The 16,477-nt window shown below is 60.5% G+C and carries 14 protein-coding genes and 1 pseudogene; 8 read left to right on the top strand and 7 right to left on the bottom strand.

Annotated features, from left to right (window positions below; translation table 11 throughout):
• Window positions 1–472 precede the first annotated feature (472 nt).
• Entirely contained in the window at window positions 473–685 is a 213-nt protein-coding gene (locus WN72_RS25130) for a hypothetical protein (protein WP_092220929.1), read from the top strand.
• A gap of 411 nt (window positions 686–1,096) precedes the next feature.
• Here WN72_RS25130 and WN72_RS25135 read toward each other — a convergent pair whose 3' ends face one another.
• From WN72_RS25135 to WN72_RS25145, 3 genes are all read right to left on the bottom strand, one after another.
• Window positions 1,097–1,297 (bottom strand): hypothetical protein, encoded by a 201-nt coding sequence (locus WN72_RS25135; RefSeq protein WP_092220927.1) that lies wholly within the window; start codon window positions 1,295–1,297, stop codon window positions 1,097–1,099.
• Window positions 1,298–2,179: 882 nt separating this feature from the next.
• Window positions 2,180–2,656 carry a hypothetical protein gene (locus WN72_RS25140; RefSeq protein ID WP_143130881.1) on the bottom strand — a complete coding sequence of 159 codons (477 nt, stop codon included), beginning with the start codon at window positions 2,654–2,656 and terminating at the stop codon, window positions 2,180–2,182.
• A gap of 1,550 nt (window positions 2,657–4,206) precedes the next feature.
• Complete coding sequence (locus tag WN72_RS25145; protein ID WP_194482925.1) at window positions 4,207–5,271, bottom strand: IS110 family RNA-guided transposase; 1,065 nt, start codon at window positions 5,269–5,271, stop codon at window positions 4,207–4,209.
• Between the two features lie 183 nt (window positions 5,272–5,454).
• Here WN72_RS25145 and WN72_RS25150 point away from each other — a divergent pair, with 183 nt between their 5' ends.
• The 3 genes from WN72_RS25150 (at window position 5,455) to WN72_RS25160 (ending at window position 7,876) form a co-directional block, all read left to right on the top strand.
• Complete coding sequence (locus WN72_RS25150; RefSeq protein ID WP_027565100.1) at window positions 5,455–5,832, top strand: NUDIX hydrolase; 378 nt, start codon at window positions 5,455–5,457, stop codon at window positions 5,830–5,832.
• Between the two features lie 545 nt (window positions 5,833–6,377).
• A complete protein-coding gene (locus tag WN72_RS25155; protein WP_092221142.1) occupies window positions 6,378–6,629 on the top strand; it encodes a PepSY domain-containing protein in 252 nt (83 codons plus the stop codon).
• Window positions 6,630–6,880: 251 nt separating this feature from the next.
• On the top strand, window positions 6,881–7,876 hold the full coding sequence (locus tag WN72_RS25160; protein WP_194482926.1) for an MBL fold metallo-hydrolase: 996 nt from the start codon (window positions 6,881–6,883) through the stop codon (window positions 7,874–7,876).
• 589 nt (window positions 7,877–8,465) lie between these two features.
• Here the strand turns inward: WN72_RS25160 and WN72_RS25165 are convergent.
• The 4 genes and pseudogenes from WN72_RS25165 to WN72_RS25180 all read right to left on the bottom strand — a co-directional run bounded on the left by WN72_RS25165 (window position 8,466) and on the right by WN72_RS25180 (window position 12,532).
• Window positions 8,466–8,963, bottom strand: coding sequence for a septal ring lytic transglycosylase RlpA family protein (locus WN72_RS25165; protein ID WP_167381217.1), 498 nt, complete (start codon window positions 8,961–8,963; stop codon window positions 8,466–8,468).
• Window positions 8,964–9,745: 782 nt separating this feature from the next.
• Window positions 9,746–10,808: pseudogene (locus WN72_RS25170) on the bottom strand (IS110 family RNA-guided transposase).
• A gap of 175 nt (window positions 10,809–10,983) precedes the next feature.
• Entirely contained in the window at window positions 10,984–11,553 is a 570-nt protein-coding gene (locus WN72_RS25175; RefSeq protein WP_092221035.1) for a dioxygenase family protein, read from the bottom strand.
• Window positions 11,554–11,557: 4 nt separating this feature from the next.
• On the bottom strand, window positions 11,558–12,532 hold the full coding sequence (locus tag WN72_RS25180) for a tripartite tricarboxylate transporter substrate-binding protein (protein WP_092221034.1): 975 nt from the start codon (window positions 12,530–12,532) through the stop codon (window positions 11,558–11,560).
• A 156-nt stretch (window positions 12,533–12,688) separates the two neighbouring features.
• Here WN72_RS25180 and WN72_RS25185 point away from each other — a divergent pair, with 156 nt between their 5' ends.
• From WN72_RS25185 to WN72_RS25200, 4 genes are all read left to right on the top strand, one after another.
• Window positions 12,689–13,594 carry a LysR family transcriptional regulator gene (locus WN72_RS25185; protein ID WP_167381214.1) on the top strand — a complete coding sequence of 302 codons (906 nt, stop codon included), beginning with the start codon at window positions 12,689–12,691 and terminating at the stop codon, window positions 13,592–13,594.
• Window positions 13,595–13,924: 330 nt separating this feature from the next.
• Window positions 13,925–15,211, top strand: a complete 1,287-nt coding sequence (gene soxC, locus WN72_RS25190) for a sulfite dehydrogenase (RefSeq protein WP_092221030.1) — start codon at window positions 13,925–13,927, stop codon at window positions 15,209–15,211.
• A complete protein-coding gene (locus WN72_RS25195) occupies window positions 15,198–15,734 on the top strand; it encodes a c-type cytochrome (protein ID WP_092221027.1) in 537 nt (178 codons plus the stop codon). Before soxC ends, WN72_RS25195 begins: the two co-directional genes overlap by 14 nt.
• 415 nt (window positions 15,735–16,149) lie before the next feature.
• Window positions 16,150–16,458 carry a DUF1330 domain-containing protein gene (locus WN72_RS25200; RefSeq protein ID WP_092221024.1) on the top strand — a complete coding sequence of 103 codons (309 nt, stop codon included), beginning with the start codon at window positions 16,150–16,152 and terminating at the stop codon, window positions 16,456–16,458.
• Window positions 16,459–16,477 lie beyond the last annotated feature (19 nt).

Below are 16,477 nucleotides of genomic sequence, written 5' to 3' on the forward strand. Positions count from 1 at the left end.
TGAAGTCATCCCGCGATGGGGCGAGAGCTACGGGCCGGCGGACGCCGCTCTGGTGCGGCTCCCGCGGCCCGAGCCGCGGCGTTCCGCACGATCGGCGCGGCGCAAGACCTAAGCATATCGCGCGCCAACTCCGCCACGATCTTAGGCCGTCATTAGCGAGAATCGTGTTGCTCTTGAGACGAAGCCGGTGGGGGACATACGCGGCCTTGCTCAGAGGTAGAGGCCCGCCAGCTCGCCGGCCCGGCGGGCCTCCCTCACCTTGATGCACGTTAAGCCTGCTGAAGATTGTGAATTTGATCATATTGCAGGCCAAAAAGGCTGCGGTAGGCTCAGCGTCACCGGGGCTGGCTCCATATTTCACTTAGACCTTTTCACCCGGTCGATTTTGACCATCGCGCTGGCCGCAGCAGTCCCCCTGCTGCGGCCTTCGTACTGACGGGGCCGCCCCCGATTCACTATTGGAGAGACCTTTATGCCCAAAGAGAATTGCGTGATTGTTCGTGCCGCCGGGAAACAGCTTGACCTGTTACGAGGCGAAGCTTCCCGCATCGCAAAAGCTGCTAACGTCGGTTGGTGGACCGACCGAGCCGAGATCGGCACTAGATTCTGTTTTGAAGATTCCAAATCGAAAGATTTATTTGCCCTCACCTGCGACAGCCTTGGCATCAGCTGCCAGGGGGGCTAGCTCGTTGAAGCCAGCCGATTGGTTTGTCCGGGATGGCCGCAGCTGGGCTCGAAACACTCTGCAATGCGGACGAGCGGCACCCGCCAGGAACATGGATGGGCTGAAGCGGGGATTACTCAGTAGCTGAGCGACTGGCTGCTAGGGGACATGTTTGCATCACTGACCCCGGTGTCTCACCGACAAGATGGAGGGGGGTCTCATGCTAAGTCTATCTTCTGCATTGGGTTTCCACCCGGGCGGCCTCTGAGACACCTGTCTCATCTGAGGACGCGCGGTGACTCGCGGTGTCTCACCGGTCGTTCAGAAGTATCGGTCGCCCCAAGCTCGACAGGTGTTGGGGCGGCAGGATCGGCCATTCTCGATCGGGCTCAGGTCGCTAGCCCTGCTCTGCTCCATTGACCAGGCGCGCTCCTACCAGCGCTTGATGGCGCGCATGTCGGCGTTCCACCGCAGCTCGAAGCTGTATTCGTGCTGCTGGATCTCGGCGAGCGCGGCCTGGGCCACCTCGGGAATAGAGCAGGCCCAATTCTCTTCTATCCAGTTGGGCGGCGGCGTGCCCGGCTCGGCCTCGGCCAGCCACTTCAAGCGTTCGAGCATCGTGCTGCGGTCCATGTCGTCTCCTGTTGCGGTGGCTTAGCCAACGGGTAAGCCAGTGGCTTCCCATTGGCTTGGTGTTGGCATCAGATGTCGCCTCTGTCCCAAGGCTCGTCGATGGCGCAGCCGCCCTGTCTCATCTCGGCGGTATCTCGCGCCGCTTGGCCAGAAGCCTCCTCCCGGGGGGCAAAATCTTGCCGGTGCTGACGACGCAGCCGCCCCCGGGCCTGAGACACCCCCTCTGAGGTAGCGTGCCGACTTTGGCATTCTCCCCTCAGCCTTCAGCCCCCCATTTTTCTCTCAATCCGGCCTGAGACACCTGTCTCATTCGCGGGCGCGGTGACTCGGGGTGTCTCACTGGTTCACGCGCTTCACTATCGTACGCTGTGGTTGTGAGCTGTTCTGAAGTCCGGACATAGCTCCTCCTCCGTCGTCCTCCCCTCCCCGCCACCTAGGGAAGAGACACGGTCTCGGACCACGATTTCCACTCGCTTTATCCGGGCATCGCGTGACGTGCGATCAGTCGGTCCTCCGAATGGGGATCGGACCCATTCGACAGGGGGATATGAGTTGCCTCGGTATATCGCGCGCCGATCGTGATACTGCGCGCAGGGCCGGAGAACCTGACATGCGGCTTCGTCGTCCGTTCCGCCAGGGTGAGAGCCCGCGAGATTGCCGGTGTAGCCGGCTCTAGCTCGGAATTGAGCGCCCAAGCGCGCTGCGGTCATTCATCGGCGGGAGAAAAAGCTTTGCTCTTCCGTCCCCGGCGACGAGATCATGGCCGATCTCGACTCGTCGCTACTCTCGCGACGGTCGGCCGAAGTACCTCGATTGCGGCGGGAGCCTCCGAAGCGGACCCGCAATCGCGGAGCCCACGGCCGTCCGAACGCGGCGGTTCGGTCAGCGCGTGAGCGCCGTGTGTTGGACCTTCTCCTCGCCTTGCTCATCAGGAGCGCGCAGGAGGACAAGGTTGGCACGATCGGGCAGGACCAGCGGCTGATCGGACGTGACTCCCGTGACGGCAACGCTGTCGTCACGATTGGAGTCACGGCCTTGGCGCAGCTTCTTGCGCCGGCGGCGCTGGCGTTCCGCGGCGGTCCTGTCCTTGAGGCTTGTATCGCGAGAACAAGCGTTCTCCGCAACTTCTGGCACCAGAACGTAAGGGAGCCCGACCTCCTGAATGATCGCGCGAACAATGGCTTCCGCATGCTCCGGTCGGAAGATTAGGACGTTATCTTCATCGTCCTTCCAGGAATCCGGATTGTGTTGCCGCAGCACGATGTCCCCAAAAGGGTTCGTGTACACGGCGGTTTTGTTTTGCGCCGGATAGAACGGCACGACGAGGCACCCGTCATCCCAGTCGAATTTCTCGCTCACGGACGCCCCCACATTACTGGGGCGCTTGAACGGAGCTCCTCGTTCGGGTATGCAGAATCAGCAGCTGCCCAAGTACCAAAGAAAGCCGGCGCCTCCCGATTTGCCCTCGGGGGGCGCTTTCTTTTGTCCGGCGGGTCCGGTTCAGGAATGGCTACGCCGAACTCGTGTTTGTTGAAACGGCAACGTGTGGCCGCAGACGAGCCCTCCTTACCTTCCACAGTAAGCCGTTTGGGAGGCGGAGTTGAAACACCTTGAGTTTCAATGAAGCGGGCTTGGCCCAAACTCCGGCCTAAGTGCCTTGAAAGGCCTAAAATCCTCTCTTCGCTAGGGAATGGCACCGGCCTCGTCGCGGCGTCTTTAAGCTCGTTCGAGGACACTATCGCTGCTAGAGATTCGGCCGCGGCCTGCATGAAATTACTCCCTGCCTCGCCGCTTAGATTCCTCCGCCAGACGGCGCTCGACATATGCGTCGATGCTGCTCCAAGTGATCTTCCGCGAAGCACCTTCGCGATAACTGTCCAACGCTCTCGAATGCAGCAACTCGTAGAGCTTCGCGCGACCGATCCTGAGCGCAAACATAGTCTCGTTAACGGTCGCGACTACGGCGCGTTCGCCTTCAACCTTCGTAGAATTCATCGTCCTGTTCCCAGATGTTCAGCATTGGGCAACTGAACATTTTCAGGGCGCGGACCGCAGCTCCTTTCTAACGAAGCCAACGGTATTCGACTTCGTAACAGGCCCTCACAAACGCGCGCGACCTGCTGGCGGGTTTACAGGCCGACCAAGCTATTGAAAAAAATAGCTCTTCTCAAATTCGCCAAAATAGAATTTTTTCTTACTGCGCAAGCTTTTGAAGGTGTTCAGCATTTCCAGCCGAAGTTGTGAGGGTAACTCCAGCGCGAGCCGTATTCTGCGAGGATACTCCCTCCTCTACATTCTGTTGAATGCTTGACGTTTTTCGGCGCCCAGCGCGATTGCTACGGTTGCAATCTACGATTTTGGTCTCGAAATGCGGCGCTGCGCCAGTCGCTCAAGTGAGTCACGACAGACGTCAGCTTCAAGGGTAAAAGCGGAAGTCGTAAGGTCGGCGGCCTTTGGTCTGCTTGTGACCCAAATGTATGGTCCGGCCGTGGGGTGCAAGAAGATTTCGACGATCCGGTAGATGCGGTCTTGCATCAATGTATCCGGCCTCTGTTTGGAGCGCAGTGCTCCGGGCCATCATGGATATCAGCGCGCATGTGATCTGGTTAGCGGACAGGCCTCGACCGGGCCATTTGGGTCACCAGGGTTCACATGTGCCGGGAAGACCGATTCTCCATCGTCGTCTCATCCTCTCGCAGACCTCGGCGGGTAAGGGTTGTTACGTCATCGATAGCTCCTCACTTCGCGCTGTTCCTTCGTTCGTGCCTGGCGGCCGTTCCTTCGTCCCGGCCTGCGCGCGCAGACGCGCCGCGCGCAAGGGGCCGTCAAAGCCGGCCGTCGTGCTGTCCTGACGTCTTGCTCTCCTGCTGCCAGGCTGCGCCTTGACGGCCCCGCGCACGGCGCGAGGATCAAGCAGGTCGGGACACCGTCTCCTCCATCTTGACGCACGCGAAGGCGCGTCCCTTGTTGAGGACCGCCCAGGCGATCCGGGCGAGCTTGTTGGCGAGCGCAATCGCCAGCACGTTGTGGTGCAATCGCTTCTTGGCGGCTTCGATCCAAGAGTTGAGGCCATAGCGCTCCCAGCACTTGACCTTTACCAGAACAACCCACGCGGCTTGCACGAACAGCGCGCGCAGGTAGCGATTACCGCGCCTTGATATACTGCCGAGGATCGTGCGGTCGCCGGTCGATATCTGCTTCGGAACAAGTCCAAGCCAGGCGCCGAAGTCGCGGCCTTTCGAGAACACGTCTCCGGTGCCGATCGCAGCCACCATTGCGCTCGAGATGATTGGGCCAATGCCAGGCACCGTCATCAGTCGCTGGCAGGCCCTATCTTGACGGGCTAGTGTTTCGATCTCGCCAGATAGACCCTCGATACGCTCATCCAGCCGGCGCCAGTCTTCCGCCAGACCCTCGATGATGGGCAACATGCGAGGCGAGAGCACATCAGTGCGTGTTGCCAAGATACCTGGCAACTCGAACCGCAGGGAATGCGGGCCTTGCCGCACGGCGATGCCCCGTTCCAGCAGGAACGCACGGATCTGATTGATCGCGCCGGTACGCTGACCGACCAATCGATCGCGGACGCGGTGCAGTGCCTGAAGGTCGAGCTGATCGGCGGTCTTGGTCGCGACGAACTTCATGGTCGGGCGTTGGACAGCCTCGGCGATGGCTTCCGCATCTCGGAAGTCATTCTTCTGTCCCTTCGAATACGGGCGCACGTATTTCGCTGGCATCAGGCGGGCGTCGTGGCCAAGTACTTGGAGTTTGCGGCTGAGATGATGGGCGCCTACGCAGGCCTCCATACCGATCAAGCACGGCGGCAGGTTGGCGAGCCGCGTTTCCACCTGGCCGCGCGACCACTTCTGCCGCAGCACGATGGCACCGCGGTGATCCTGACCCACGATGTGGAACGAGTTTTTGCCGATGTCGATGCCGATCACGGCGATCGCCGCGTTGAGTTTCTGAGACATGGCGTGCTCCTTGTCTTGAGCGCCCCTTGCCAGCTTCTCGTGCTGGCAGGGCCGGAGCACGGCCGGACCATCCCATTAGCAGACGTGAAGCAGCCACCCTGGCGGCATTAGGCGAGCCGCCAAACTTGTCTAGCCGAAGAGACAAGTTACCATTTCGCTGATTCTTGGTCGTTGCGGCTGGCTATGACGAAATCATCGAAACTGGTTGCTGCGAAGCGTGGCAAGGTGCTCCTCGTGAGGCGTCGGTCGGACGGCCGCTGGATGTTTCCGGGCGGCCGCCGTCGCCCGAACGAATCCGAAAAGGAATGCTTGCGCCGAGAAATCAAAGAGGAGCTGCCAAAACTCAAGCTTGGACGCGTAAGCCTCTGGAAGGAGGTCACGGCGAAAAACAAGCGGTCGGGGCGGAAGATGAGCGATGCGATCTTCGTCGCCAAGAACGCCAGAGGCAAGCTGGTCATCGGCGATCCGAAGGAGATCGACCGGGCCGTATGGCGGAAGCCGAGCGGCATCCGACTGACCGCGACCTCGCGTTATATTCGCGACAAGCTGTTTCCCAAGTAGGCCAGACGTCACGTCACCGAAGCGATCGATGAGCATCGATCCAGATTCTTCGAAGGTATCGCTTTCGGGCTGCCGGAGCGTCGACCTTTTTACCCCAAACGCGGATGACTTGCCGGGATCTACCAGACAGTTGAGCTATCTCTTGATAGCTGGCTAATCCGTTTCTCAGCATATAGAGCGCGGCCGCCTTAATGGTATCAGTCGTCGTCTTTTCGCCCAATGCAGCTCCTTCCGGCCCCGACGTTCACGAATGTAACGTCGGGAACTCACCGCCGGCAGCTAACCGTTCGGCCAAGTTGTTTCGGCATCCACTTCCCTTCCGTCGGTCGTCGTGCAACACTTCGGTTAGGGGTATGCGCTGGCCAGCACGTACTCCCGGAGGCCCGCCTCGTTTCAGGTTTCACCCTGGAGGCGGGCTTTTCTTGTGCTCGCGCGTGCCGCGCGCCTTCTCCGCGCGGTTCCGTTTGGTCAGCGCGACACTACGCCTCCTTCCACGAACAACCGACTTGCCTTTCGGTAAGACGTTCAACCACGGGAGGCCCGCGATGAAGGCAGCAATCACGGTAATCGGATTCCTCGCCGTCAGCTCGATCGCAAATGCCGACCAACCTGGTCCCGACTGGATGCCGATTGAACAGGTGAAGGCGAAGGTCACAGAGTCCGGCTACACGGTGGTCACCCGAATTGAAGCCGACGATGGCCGGTGGGAGGGCAAAGGCATCAAGAACGGACAGAAGATGGAATTCCATGCAGACCCCAAGACCGGGGAGATAACCCGTGAGAAGCCGGACGATTAATCTATGAAGGAATGACCTTGGGGCACGGAAGGTCGTTGTAGTCGATCACAAGCCCACTGCAATCCGTTCATGAATAGGTCGAGGCACTTCTCCCTTCGGAACGGCTTTTGCGACGACAGGCATCGGCAGCATGCTCGGGGCGACCGGACCTCAATCCGGATCTTGCGACTTTCTGCTCGAAGCGCGGCCCAGGCTGCGGTAACGTTCGCTCGCGCATAAGCGCCAATGATGCGACGAAAAGGAGGAAGCACATGGCCAGATTCGATGCGGTATCACGCCGTAACTTGCTGATCGGAGCCTCTGCAGTTGGAACGATGGGCGCTCTCGGCTCGCTCAGCCCAGCATTCGCCAAGGCCCCGAAGCTCGGCACCCAGGTTGCCCCGTTCTATCGCTTCAAGATCGGCGATTTTGAAGCAACGATCGTGACCGACGGGCCGCTGCCCCTCGGCGACCCCCACAAGAACTTCAATGGTCTTAGCGCTGCCGAGATGGACAAGCAGCTTACCGACAACTTCCTGCCGCTCAGCAACGCGGTGCTCCAGCAGAACGCGCTGGTGGTCAATACCGGCGACAAGCTCATCGTGTTCGATACTGGGATGGGAAGCCTGACGCTATTCGGTCCGACGACTGGCCGGCTGATGAGCAGCCTCAAGCTGGCGGGAATCGATCCGAAAGACGTCGACGCGGTGGTGATGACGCACGCGCACATCGACCATTGCGGCGGCTGCATGGCGGACGACGGATCGCGTCACTTCCCGAATGCCGAGTATTTCATCACGCAGGCGGACTACGATTTCTGGACTGACGAGACCAAGGTGCCGTCCGAGTTCAAGGTCTTTCTCGATACGGCGCGCAAGAATCTGCAGCCGAACAAGGACCGGATGCATTTCATCAAGGACGGCGAGGAAATCCTGCCCGGTGTTCATGCGATCTTGGCGCCGGGCCACACGGTCGGTCACACGGTCTTCATGATCAATTCCGGCACGGACTCGCTGTGCTACATCGGCGACCTCGCTCACCACCCGGTCCTGCTTCTGGAGAAACCGCTGACCGAGTTCATGTACGATACCGACGCCAAACAGTCGGCGAAGAGCCGGGTGCGTGTGCTCAACATGCTGGCGGAGGGCAGGACGCGCCTGCTCGCCTATCATTTTGCTTGGCCGGGGATCGGCCACGTGGCGAAGCAGGGCGATGGCTTCCGCTATTATCCGGAGGAAATGACGCTGATCCCCTTGAGCCCAACCTGATCTGTCGGGATTTTGCCAGCCAGCGAGGGGTCCCGCGCAGCCGGGGCCCTGGCGTTGCAGGCAAAATGGCCGCGGTTTATCGATTGCGCTCCGTGGCTCTCCCGCAAGCCATCTACCCGCGTCTTGCTTCCCCTGAATACGTTATCCGGAACGCCACCCGGCGGCTTATTTTTGGGGACCTTGTCCGTGGGCGCATCGACGTCTGTTGTTTGCTGCGCTGCATGAGTCCGGTCTTGGCCAGTTGCAGACCAAGCTGCCGGGCTCTCCGATGGTCAGCTTTTGACCCGAGCGGACCTGCACCTACAGGATTTCTATGAGAACGTGCTGCAGGGATGTTCAAGCAGCAGTTTGCGCTGCTAATAAGCAGTCAGAACGATATCGAAAACCGCTTTGCAGGTAATCCAAGATTGGCTCGCACTTGAGCTCGTGTCGGTGCAGATGTCGAAAAACAGGGTGCCGCAGAACGAAGGTACCTGCGGCAGGGCGATGGTCTAGGGCCTAGATCGCGCTGGAGGGGTTTACAGCGGCTTCGGTGCTTGGCCGGTTTAAGCTGGCGCGGCAAGGGCACGCCTTCTGTCAGCATCGTTCTCTACAACACCTCAGCACGAATATGGGCGACGCCAAGCTCCGTAATTCCTAAGCTTTGCGCCGCGGCGCGCGAAAGGTCTAGGACGCGGCCACGAACGAATGGGCCTCGGTCATTGATGGTGACGATGACGCTGCTTCCGCCATGGGTTACGCGGACCTTGGTGCCGAACGGTAGATTGCGATGGGCGGCCGTCAGTAGATTCCGATTGAATAACGAGCCGCTCGCTGTCTTGCTCTTGGAATACGCATAGAAGGAAGCCTTTCCGGAAAAAACTCGATTGGAAGTTCGCGCGTCCTTCAACGTATCTTGTCCGGTCGCAGGTTGCGCTTGCGGCTCGTCCTTCTTCACCTGTTCGAGTCCCTCAGGGGCCGGGTCTGCGTGGGCCTTTGGAATGATGGACCATCGATCATTGAAATCCTGTGCTGCGGCGGACTCCGGGGTCAATCCGATCCAAACAGGGACTGTCGCAATCGCGACCATTCTGACGACAGGATGCATTGTTGGCCTCATCTAAAATTGTAGATCAAACCGACAATGCAAGCTCGTGAGGCCGCGTTCCGCAACACGCGTTCGCTTCATGCAAAATGGTGATCGCATACCGATCTTGCGGAGCGGAAGCGTAGAGGCACCGCAGCAAGACACCATTTCACGCAACGCATCAAACTAGGGTGTGTACTCATAAAGGCGAGGTCAGCTGTGATGTAGAAGCGGAAAGCATCTGCTCAAGTTGAACTTTACTGCTTTTGACCCATCGGCGAAGTTGCGCCGCGCCTGATGGAGGTCCGCTCATGGCGCCAGAGCGGACCAGATTTGCTCAACCTGAGTTCTTCGCATTTTGACCCGAATGTATGGTCCGGCCGTGGGGTGCAAGAAGATTTCGACGATCCGGTAGATGCGGTCTTGCATCAATGTATCCGGCCTCTGTTTGGAGCGCAGTGCTCCGGGCCATCATGGATATCAGCGCGCATGTGATCTGGTTAGCGGACAGGCCTCGACCGGGCCATTTGGGTCACCAGGGTTCACATGTGCCGGGAAGACCGATTCTCCATCGTCGTCTCATCCTCTCGCAGACCTCGGCGGGTAAGGGTTGTTACGTCATCGATAGCTCCTCACTTCGCGCTGTTCCTTCGTTCGTGCCTGGCGGCCGTTCCTTCGTCCCGGCCTGCGCGCGCAGACGCGCCGCGCGCAAGGGGCCGTCAAAGCCGGCCGTCGTGCTGTCCTGACGTCTTGCTCTCCTGCTGCCAGGCTGCGCCTTGACGGCCCCGCGCACGGCGCGAGGATCAAGCAGGTCGGGACACCGTCTCCTCCATCTTGACGCACGCGAAGGCGCGTCCCTTGTTGAGGACCGCCCAGGCGATCCGGGCGAGCTTGTTGGCGAGCGCAATCGCCAGCACGTTGTGGTGCAATCGCTTCTTGGCGGCTTCGATCCAAGAGTTGAGGCCATAGCGCTCCCAGCACTTGACCTTTACCAGAACAACCCACGCGGCTTGCACGAACAGCGCGCGCAGGTAGCGATTACCGCGCCTTGATATACTGCCGAGGATCGTGCGGTCGCCGGTCGATATCTGCTTCGGAACAAGTCCAAGCCAGGCGCCGAAGTCGCGGCCTTTCGAGAACACGTCTCCGGTGCCGATCGCAGCCACCATTGCGCTCGAGATGATTGGGCCAATGCCAGGCACCGTCATCAGTCGCTGGCAGGCCCTATCTTGACGGGCTAGTGTTTCGATCTCGCCAGATAGACCCTCGATACGCTCATCCAGCCGGCGCCAGTCTTCCGCCAGACCCTCGATGATGGGCAACATGCGAGGCGAGAGCACATCAGTGCGTGTTGCCAAGATACCTGGCAACTCGAACCGCAGGGAATGCGGGCCTTGCCGCACGGCGATGCCCCGTTCCAGCAGGAACGCACGGATCTGATTGATCGCGCCGGTACGCTGACCGACCAATCGATCGCGGACGCGGTGCAGTGCCTGAAGGTCGAGCTGATCGGCGGTCTTGGTCGCGACGAACTTCATGGTCGGGCGTTGGACAGCCTCGGCGATGGCTTCCGCATCTCGGAAGTCATTCTTCTGTCCCTTCGAATACGGGCGCACGTATTTCGCTGGCATCAGGCGGGCGTCGTGGCCAAGTACTTGGAGTTTGCGGCTGAGATGATGGGCGCCTACGCAGGCCTCCATACCGATCAAGCACGGCGGCAGGTTGGCGAGCCGCGTTTCCACCTGGCCGCGACCACTTCTGCCGCAGCACGATGGCACCGCGGTGATCCTGACCCACGATGTGGAACGAGTTTTTGCCGATGTCGATGCCGATCACGGCGATCGCCGCGTTGAGTTTCTGAGACATGGCGTGCTCCTTGTCTTGAGCGCCCCTTGCCAGCTTCTCGTGCTGGCAGGGCCGGAGCACGGCCGGACCATCCCATTAGCGGACATTTCGAGCAGATGATGTGTTGCTGTAGCCAACGCTAACTGGCTTCGCTCTACCCGTTCTCCCTCATATGCGAAGCTTAGTGACGACAGCCTTATCCTCGCACGAGCACGATATCAAAGCTCAAAACGCGCCGCAGCGATTGCTGCGAGGTGACTTCTGCTGCCACAAGCAGTTCCGGCCGCAGCGCGGCCGCCAGCAACCTGTCGCGCTCGTTGAGGGCCTCACCTGGGAAGTACATCTGGGTCACCAGCCGCTCGTACCGTCCCTGCACCTCGAAATGAATGTGCGGTGGACGCATCCATTTCGGCCCCACCGGATAGGCTCCCGGCTTGATCGTCTTGATCGCATAGCTGCCGTCGTCATTCGATCGGATCCGGGCGTAGCCATTGAAGTTTGGATCGAGCGGCGCTCTATTACGATCATTGTCGTGGCGGTATCGGCCAAGGCTATTGGCCTGCCAGATGTTGAGCCGTGCCCCGCGGACCGGCTCGCCATCGAGATTGAGGATGCGCCCGGTCACCTCGATTACTTCTCCTTGTGGCGGGGCGTTGGCACCATCGATCGTCGTCAGGTCGGTACTCGCGGCGGCGCGAAGGCGGGTCGGGAAGAACGGACCGAGGCTTTGATCCGGCGTCCGATGCCGGTTTTCCTTGCCATGCATGCGCTCAGTCCTCAGACGAAAAGCCGGAGGTTCGGACGATCGGCCCCCACCGATCAAAGTCCGATTTGATCAACCGCGCGAATTGCCCGGGCGAGTCGGCCGCAGGCTCGATCGCAAGCTTGGCTATTCCTCTTGCGAAACGATCGCCGCTCACGACCGCGCGAATCGCTGCGTTGAGACGCTCGACGGTTTCCGGAGGTGTCTTCGCCGAAACAACGATGCCCAACCACTCCTCGACTTCCAGTGCGGGAAATCCGGCTTCGCCGACGGTCGCGACCTCCGGGAGTTGCCGGTACCGTTGGGCGCTCGTAACGGCCAGCGCGCGGATATTTCCGGACTGCACATAGGGAAGCGTAGTGCCGACGGGGTAGATCGCCGCTGCGATCCGGCCGCCGATCAGATCCTGTATGCCGTTGGGGCCGCCATAGGGCACATGCGTGAACTCAAATCCGCCTTCCCTGGCCAGAATCGTGCCGGTGAAATGTAGCATCGATCCGGCGGCCGGCGTGCCATAGGCCGCCTGTTTCGGATTGGCGATGCACCACTTTACGAAATCGGCAAGCGTAGTGACGCTGCGCGGAACCATCGGTCCGACGCTGATCAAGAGCGAATACGAGCAAACCCGTGTGACCGGGGCGAAATCCGCGAGAACGTCATAGCCGAGCCTCTTGTAGACGTGCGGAAACACGACCAGCGGCGATGCAGGGGTCAGCACCATCGACCCGTCTGCCGGACCATTCTTCAGCGTACCAAGGACCAGCCGGCCGCCCGCGCCGGGCCGGTTTTCGATAATGAAGGACGAGTTGTCTTTCAACTCCTCAGCCAGCATTCGTGCAACGACATCGACGACGCCACCAGGACCAACGCCCACCATCAAATGCGTAGGGGGCGCGCCATGCTGCGCGCGGGCGCCCTTTGGCATGACCGATGCGAGACCGCCCGCGCGGGCCAGCGACAGTAGTAGCCGTTTAGTGATCATGTGGGGCTCCGGTGTTCATGCATACCCGCGTCCGTTCGGAATGCCCTCACTCTGGTCGGAGTGGCTATTATCTGGTAGATCGAGAATCGTGGCATCCCCGTAACCTCTGGGTTAAGGCTCATGGATGGATCGGACCGCCTTGGCCGCCGCATCAACTTGCGCGATCTGCGCGTTCTGATGGCGGTTGCCGATACCGGCAGCATGGCCAAGGCAGCGGCCACGCTGAGGATTTCCCATCCGGCCGTTTCCAAGACGATCTCCGAACTGGAAGGCGCTCTCGGGGCACGCCTGCTCGATCGTTCGCCGCAAGGCGCCGAGCTGACGGCCTCCGGCAAGGTGCTGCTGCGCTGCGGCATCAACATCTTCGACGAGCTACGGCAGGGGTACCGTTCACTCGAACATCTCTCCGATCCGAACTCAGGAGAGGTCAGGCTGGGCTGCACAGACATCATCCTGCACAGCCTGGCCCCGATGGTCTTGCGGCACTTCTCGGCGAAATATCCTGGCGTTCAGGTCGATGTGAAGCTCGCCAATCCGGGCGAACATCAGCTTCGCGAATTGAGGGAGCGGAGAGTCGATCTCCTGATCACCCGCGCGACGGACCAGTCCGTCGCGGACGATATGCATTCCGAACTGCTGTTCGACGAGCCCTTTGTCTTTGTCGTCGGCGCAGAAAGCGAGTTTGCGCGCAAGCGCCGGGTGACGCTGGGCGACATCATCGGCCACAAATGGATCTTGCCGCCGCCCGACAGCTCGCCCGGCGCACTGATTGAGGGCGTCTTCAGGGCCGCAGGCTTTCAGTCTCCCGTGGCAGTCGTCAAGACAATCTCGATCGAGCTGACAGCGCAGTTGGTGGCGAGCGGCGAATTCGTCGGCATTCTCCCGATATCCGTCGCGCGTCTGAAGGCTGGCCAGACCGCATTGCGGGTGCTGCCCGTCAAGTCGGTCGGCCCGCGAATTTCCGCAGCGATCCTCGTCGTGAAAAACCGGACGCTCGGCCCCGCCGTGGAGTCGTTCGTCAACTGCGTGCGGAACGTTGTCGAGGCTTCGCGGCGCCAGTAAAGGTTCTGTTGGTCGGATCATTTATCGCTTAGCGCACCTGGAGAGTGACGCTTCATGTAAGATCGGGACTTCGGGTATTGGCCCGTGGCTGACCGCAGCCCAGAGCGCGGCGATGTCGGCTTCCGAGAGATGACCCGACCACGGGTAGGCTGGCTGCAGAGGGCAGCCTTTGACCCATTGCAAAAATGCCCTGTGTTGGCCATCGGCCGCTGCCGTGGATTTTTCCCCTCCCTGACGGCTCGCCAATTTGATATAAAATACCGGCCCGCAGTGAGTGGATAACATCGCGCTTCGTCCGTGGACGTTTGGCTCCACTGGGAGGAGAGCATCATGGGACATCGCAAATCCAAGGGCGTGACGATTGACGCCGACGTGGTCGCCGGAAACGGATTGCTTGACCGACGCGTTTTCCTGAGCGGCGCCGCCATGTCGGCAGCAACCGGAGGCATTACGTTCCCGGACACGGCAGCGGGCGATCCGTTGCCGGTTGAATCTTGGATGAAGACGCCGGGCGCGCCATTCGTCCCCTATGGGCAACCGTCTGAATACGAAAATAAGGTCGCGCGAACCTTCACGACGGCCCCGGGCACCACCGGCACCGGCGCCTCGCGAACACCTCATCATCTGCTCGATGGGATGATCACGCCGAACGGCTTGCATTTCGAACGCCACCACAGCGGAATTCCCGACATCAACCCCGATGCCCACAGATTGGTCATCCACGGCCTAGTCAAGCGCTCACTTGTCTTCACGCTCGATGAGCTCACGCGTTATCCAATGGAGTCACGGATCGCCTTCATCGAATGCGGCGGCAACGGCCAACTGCTTTATCAGAAGGAGCCCGCGCAAGTCGGAGTTCAGCAGATGCAGGGTCAAGTCTCTTGCGCCGAGTGGACGGGTGTCAAGCTGGCGGCCCTGCTGCAGGAAGCTGGCGTAGACCCGAAAGCGAAGTGGATTCTGGCGGAAGGTGCCGACGCCGCCGGCATGAGCCGCAGCCTGCCGCTCGCAGAGATCATGCAGGATGCATTGATTGCGTTATACCAGAACGGCGAGCGCGTGCGGCCGGCGAATGGCTATCCCATCCGGCTGCTGCTCCCGGGATTCGAAGGCAACATGAACGTGAAATGGCTTCGGCGCATAAAGCTGACCGAAGGCCCAACAATGACCAAGGACGAGACGTCGAAATACACGATCACGATGCCTGACGGCAAATCGCTTCAATTCGTTTTTGCGCAGGAAGGCAAGTCGGTGATCACGCGTCCGTCGCCGGGACTCACGATGAAGGAACCGGGCTTCTACGAGATTACAGGGCTCGCCTGGTCGGGCTACGGCAAGATCGCCAAGGTCGAAATTTCGGCCGATGGCGGCAAGAGTTGGGCTCCCGCAGCTCTGCAGGAGCCGGTGCTGTCGAAGGCGTTGACGCGTTTCCGCATGGCGTGGCGCTGGAACGGCGGCCCCGCTGTCCTGCAAAGCCGCGCGACCGACGACATAGGCTACGTCCAGCCGACGCGCGAGAAAATGATCGCTGATCGTGGAAGCAGGACGATCTACCACTCCAATGCGGTCACGACGTGGGGCGTGTCCGAGAACGGAGAGGTGAAGCATGTCTACGCATAACTCTGCCCTGGCTGCCGCTTGCGCACTTGGCTTACTTTCATCTGCGGCGCTGGCCGACAGCCCGAACCTCGGCAAGGTCATAACTCCCGAGCAAGTCGCCTCGTGGGACATCAGCATAAGTCCTGACGGCGCCGGTCTGCCGCCCGGCAGCGGGACACCAAAGCAGGGTGAGGCCGTGTACGCGTCGAAATGCCTCGCCTGTCACGGCGAAAAGGGAGCGGGCAAACCGAACGATGCACTGGTGGGCGGGATCGGGTCGCTTGTCGGAGACAAACCTGCCATGAAGACGGTCGGAAGCTTCTGGCCCTATGCCACAACAATTTTCGATTACGTTCGGCGAGCAATGCCCTACAACGAATCGAAAACGCTGACCAATGACGAACTCTACGCAGTGGCCGCCTATATCCTGCAGCTCAACGGCATCATCGGGGAGAACGAGACGATGAATGCCCAGACGCTGCCGAGGGTACGTATGCCGAATCGGGATGGCTTTGTGACATTCGTCCCGGCAAAGCCGAAGTAGGTGATCGCAGTAGTTCCTTCAATGCACCTGCGGCGGTCCACCATGAGGACGTATGCCGCCTTTGATGTCGTGGGATTCTGCGCGCGGTTCTCGCTGCCGCAGCCGAGGTGATCGCGTGAGGCATTGCAGCCCGCGTGCTTCTTTTGCTGCGGCGCATGAGTCCGTTTGTGTGCCATCGCTTCCATTACGGCGTACCGGTGAGTTGTCCGGAGTCGGGGGTAAAGTGGAAGCGCCCGACCGCCGGTCAAAACGCAGCTTGTGAACGGACCTCGACGCTCGATTGGCCTGGCCCCGCGGCGCCACTAACCTCAAGCCCAACGGTGTCGTCAACCCGACGGAACCATGATGCACCGCAGAGCAATTTAACCCCCGGCGGCCCCTCTTGATTTGAGAATGCAAAGATGAGGAGGACAACATGCCGTACGGGTATTGGATCGGGCGCATCGATGTGATCAAACCCGAATACACCAAAGCCTACGGCCCCGCCCTCGCGGCGGTGCTCCGCAAATACGACGCGAAATTCCTGGTGCGCGGCGGCACCTTCGAGGCGGTGGAGGGCAAGGCGCGCGACCGCAACATCGTGATCGAGTTCAAGGACTACGAAACCGCGCTCGCCTGCTACCGCTCACCTGAATACACCAAGGCGAAGGCACTGCGCGCGGGCGCCGTGGACATCGATATCATCGTGATCGAAGGCTACGACGGGCCGCAGCCCACGGATTGAGCCCACCACGCAGCTGAGT

The organism is Bradyrhizobium arachidis, assembly GCF_015291705.1.
In the GTDB taxonomy this organism is placed as follows: Bacteria; Pseudomonadota; Alphaproteobacteria; order Rhizobiales; family Xanthobacteraceae; genus Bradyrhizobium; species Bradyrhizobium arachidis.

Coding starts and splice junctions, on each gene's coding strand:
- WN72_RS25130 (WP_092220929.1), top strand. CDS start 473: ATGCCCAAAGAGAATTGCGTGATTGTTCGTGCCGCCGGGAAACAGCTT.
- WN72_RS25135 (WP_092220927.1), bottom strand. CDS start 1,297: ATGGACCGCAGCACGATGCTCGAACGCTTGAAGTGGCTGGCCGAGGCC.
- WN72_RS25145 (WP_194482925.1), bottom strand. CDS start 5,271: ATGTCTCAGAAACTCAACGCGGCGATCGCCGTGATCGGCATCGACATC.
- WN72_RS25150 (WP_027565100.1), top strand. CDS start 5,455: ATGACGAAATCATCGAAACTGGTTGCTGCGAAGCGTGGCAAGGTGCTC.
- WN72_RS25155 (WP_092221142.1), top strand. CDS start 6,378: ATGAAGGCAGCAATCACGGTAATCGGATTCCTCGCCGTCAGCTCGATC.
- WN72_RS25160 (WP_194482926.1), top strand. CDS start 6,881: ATGGCCAGATTCGATGCGGTATCACGCCGTAACTTGCTGATCGGAGCC.
- WN72_RS25165 (WP_167381217.1), bottom strand. CDS start 8,963: ATGCATCCTGTCGTCAGAATGGTCGCGATTGCGACAGTCCCTGTTTGG.
- WN72_RS25175 (WP_092221035.1), bottom strand. CDS start 11,553: ATGCATGGCAAGGAAAACCGGCATCGGACGCCGGATCAAAGCCTCGGT.
- WN72_RS25180 (WP_092221034.1), bottom strand. CDS start 12,532: ATGATCACTAAACGGCTACTACTGTCGCTGGCCCGCGCGGGCGGTCTC.
- soxC (WP_092221030.1), top strand. CDS start 13,925: ATGGGACATCGCAAATCCAAGGGCGTGACGATTGACGCCGACGTGGTC.
- WN72_RS25195 (WP_092221027.1), top strand. CDS start 15,198: ATGTCTACGCATAACTCTGCCCTGGCTGCCGCTTGCGCACTTGGCTTA.
- WN72_RS25200 (WP_092221024.1), top strand. CDS start 16,150: ATGCCGTACGGGTATTGGATCGGGCGCATCGATGTGATCAAACCCGAA.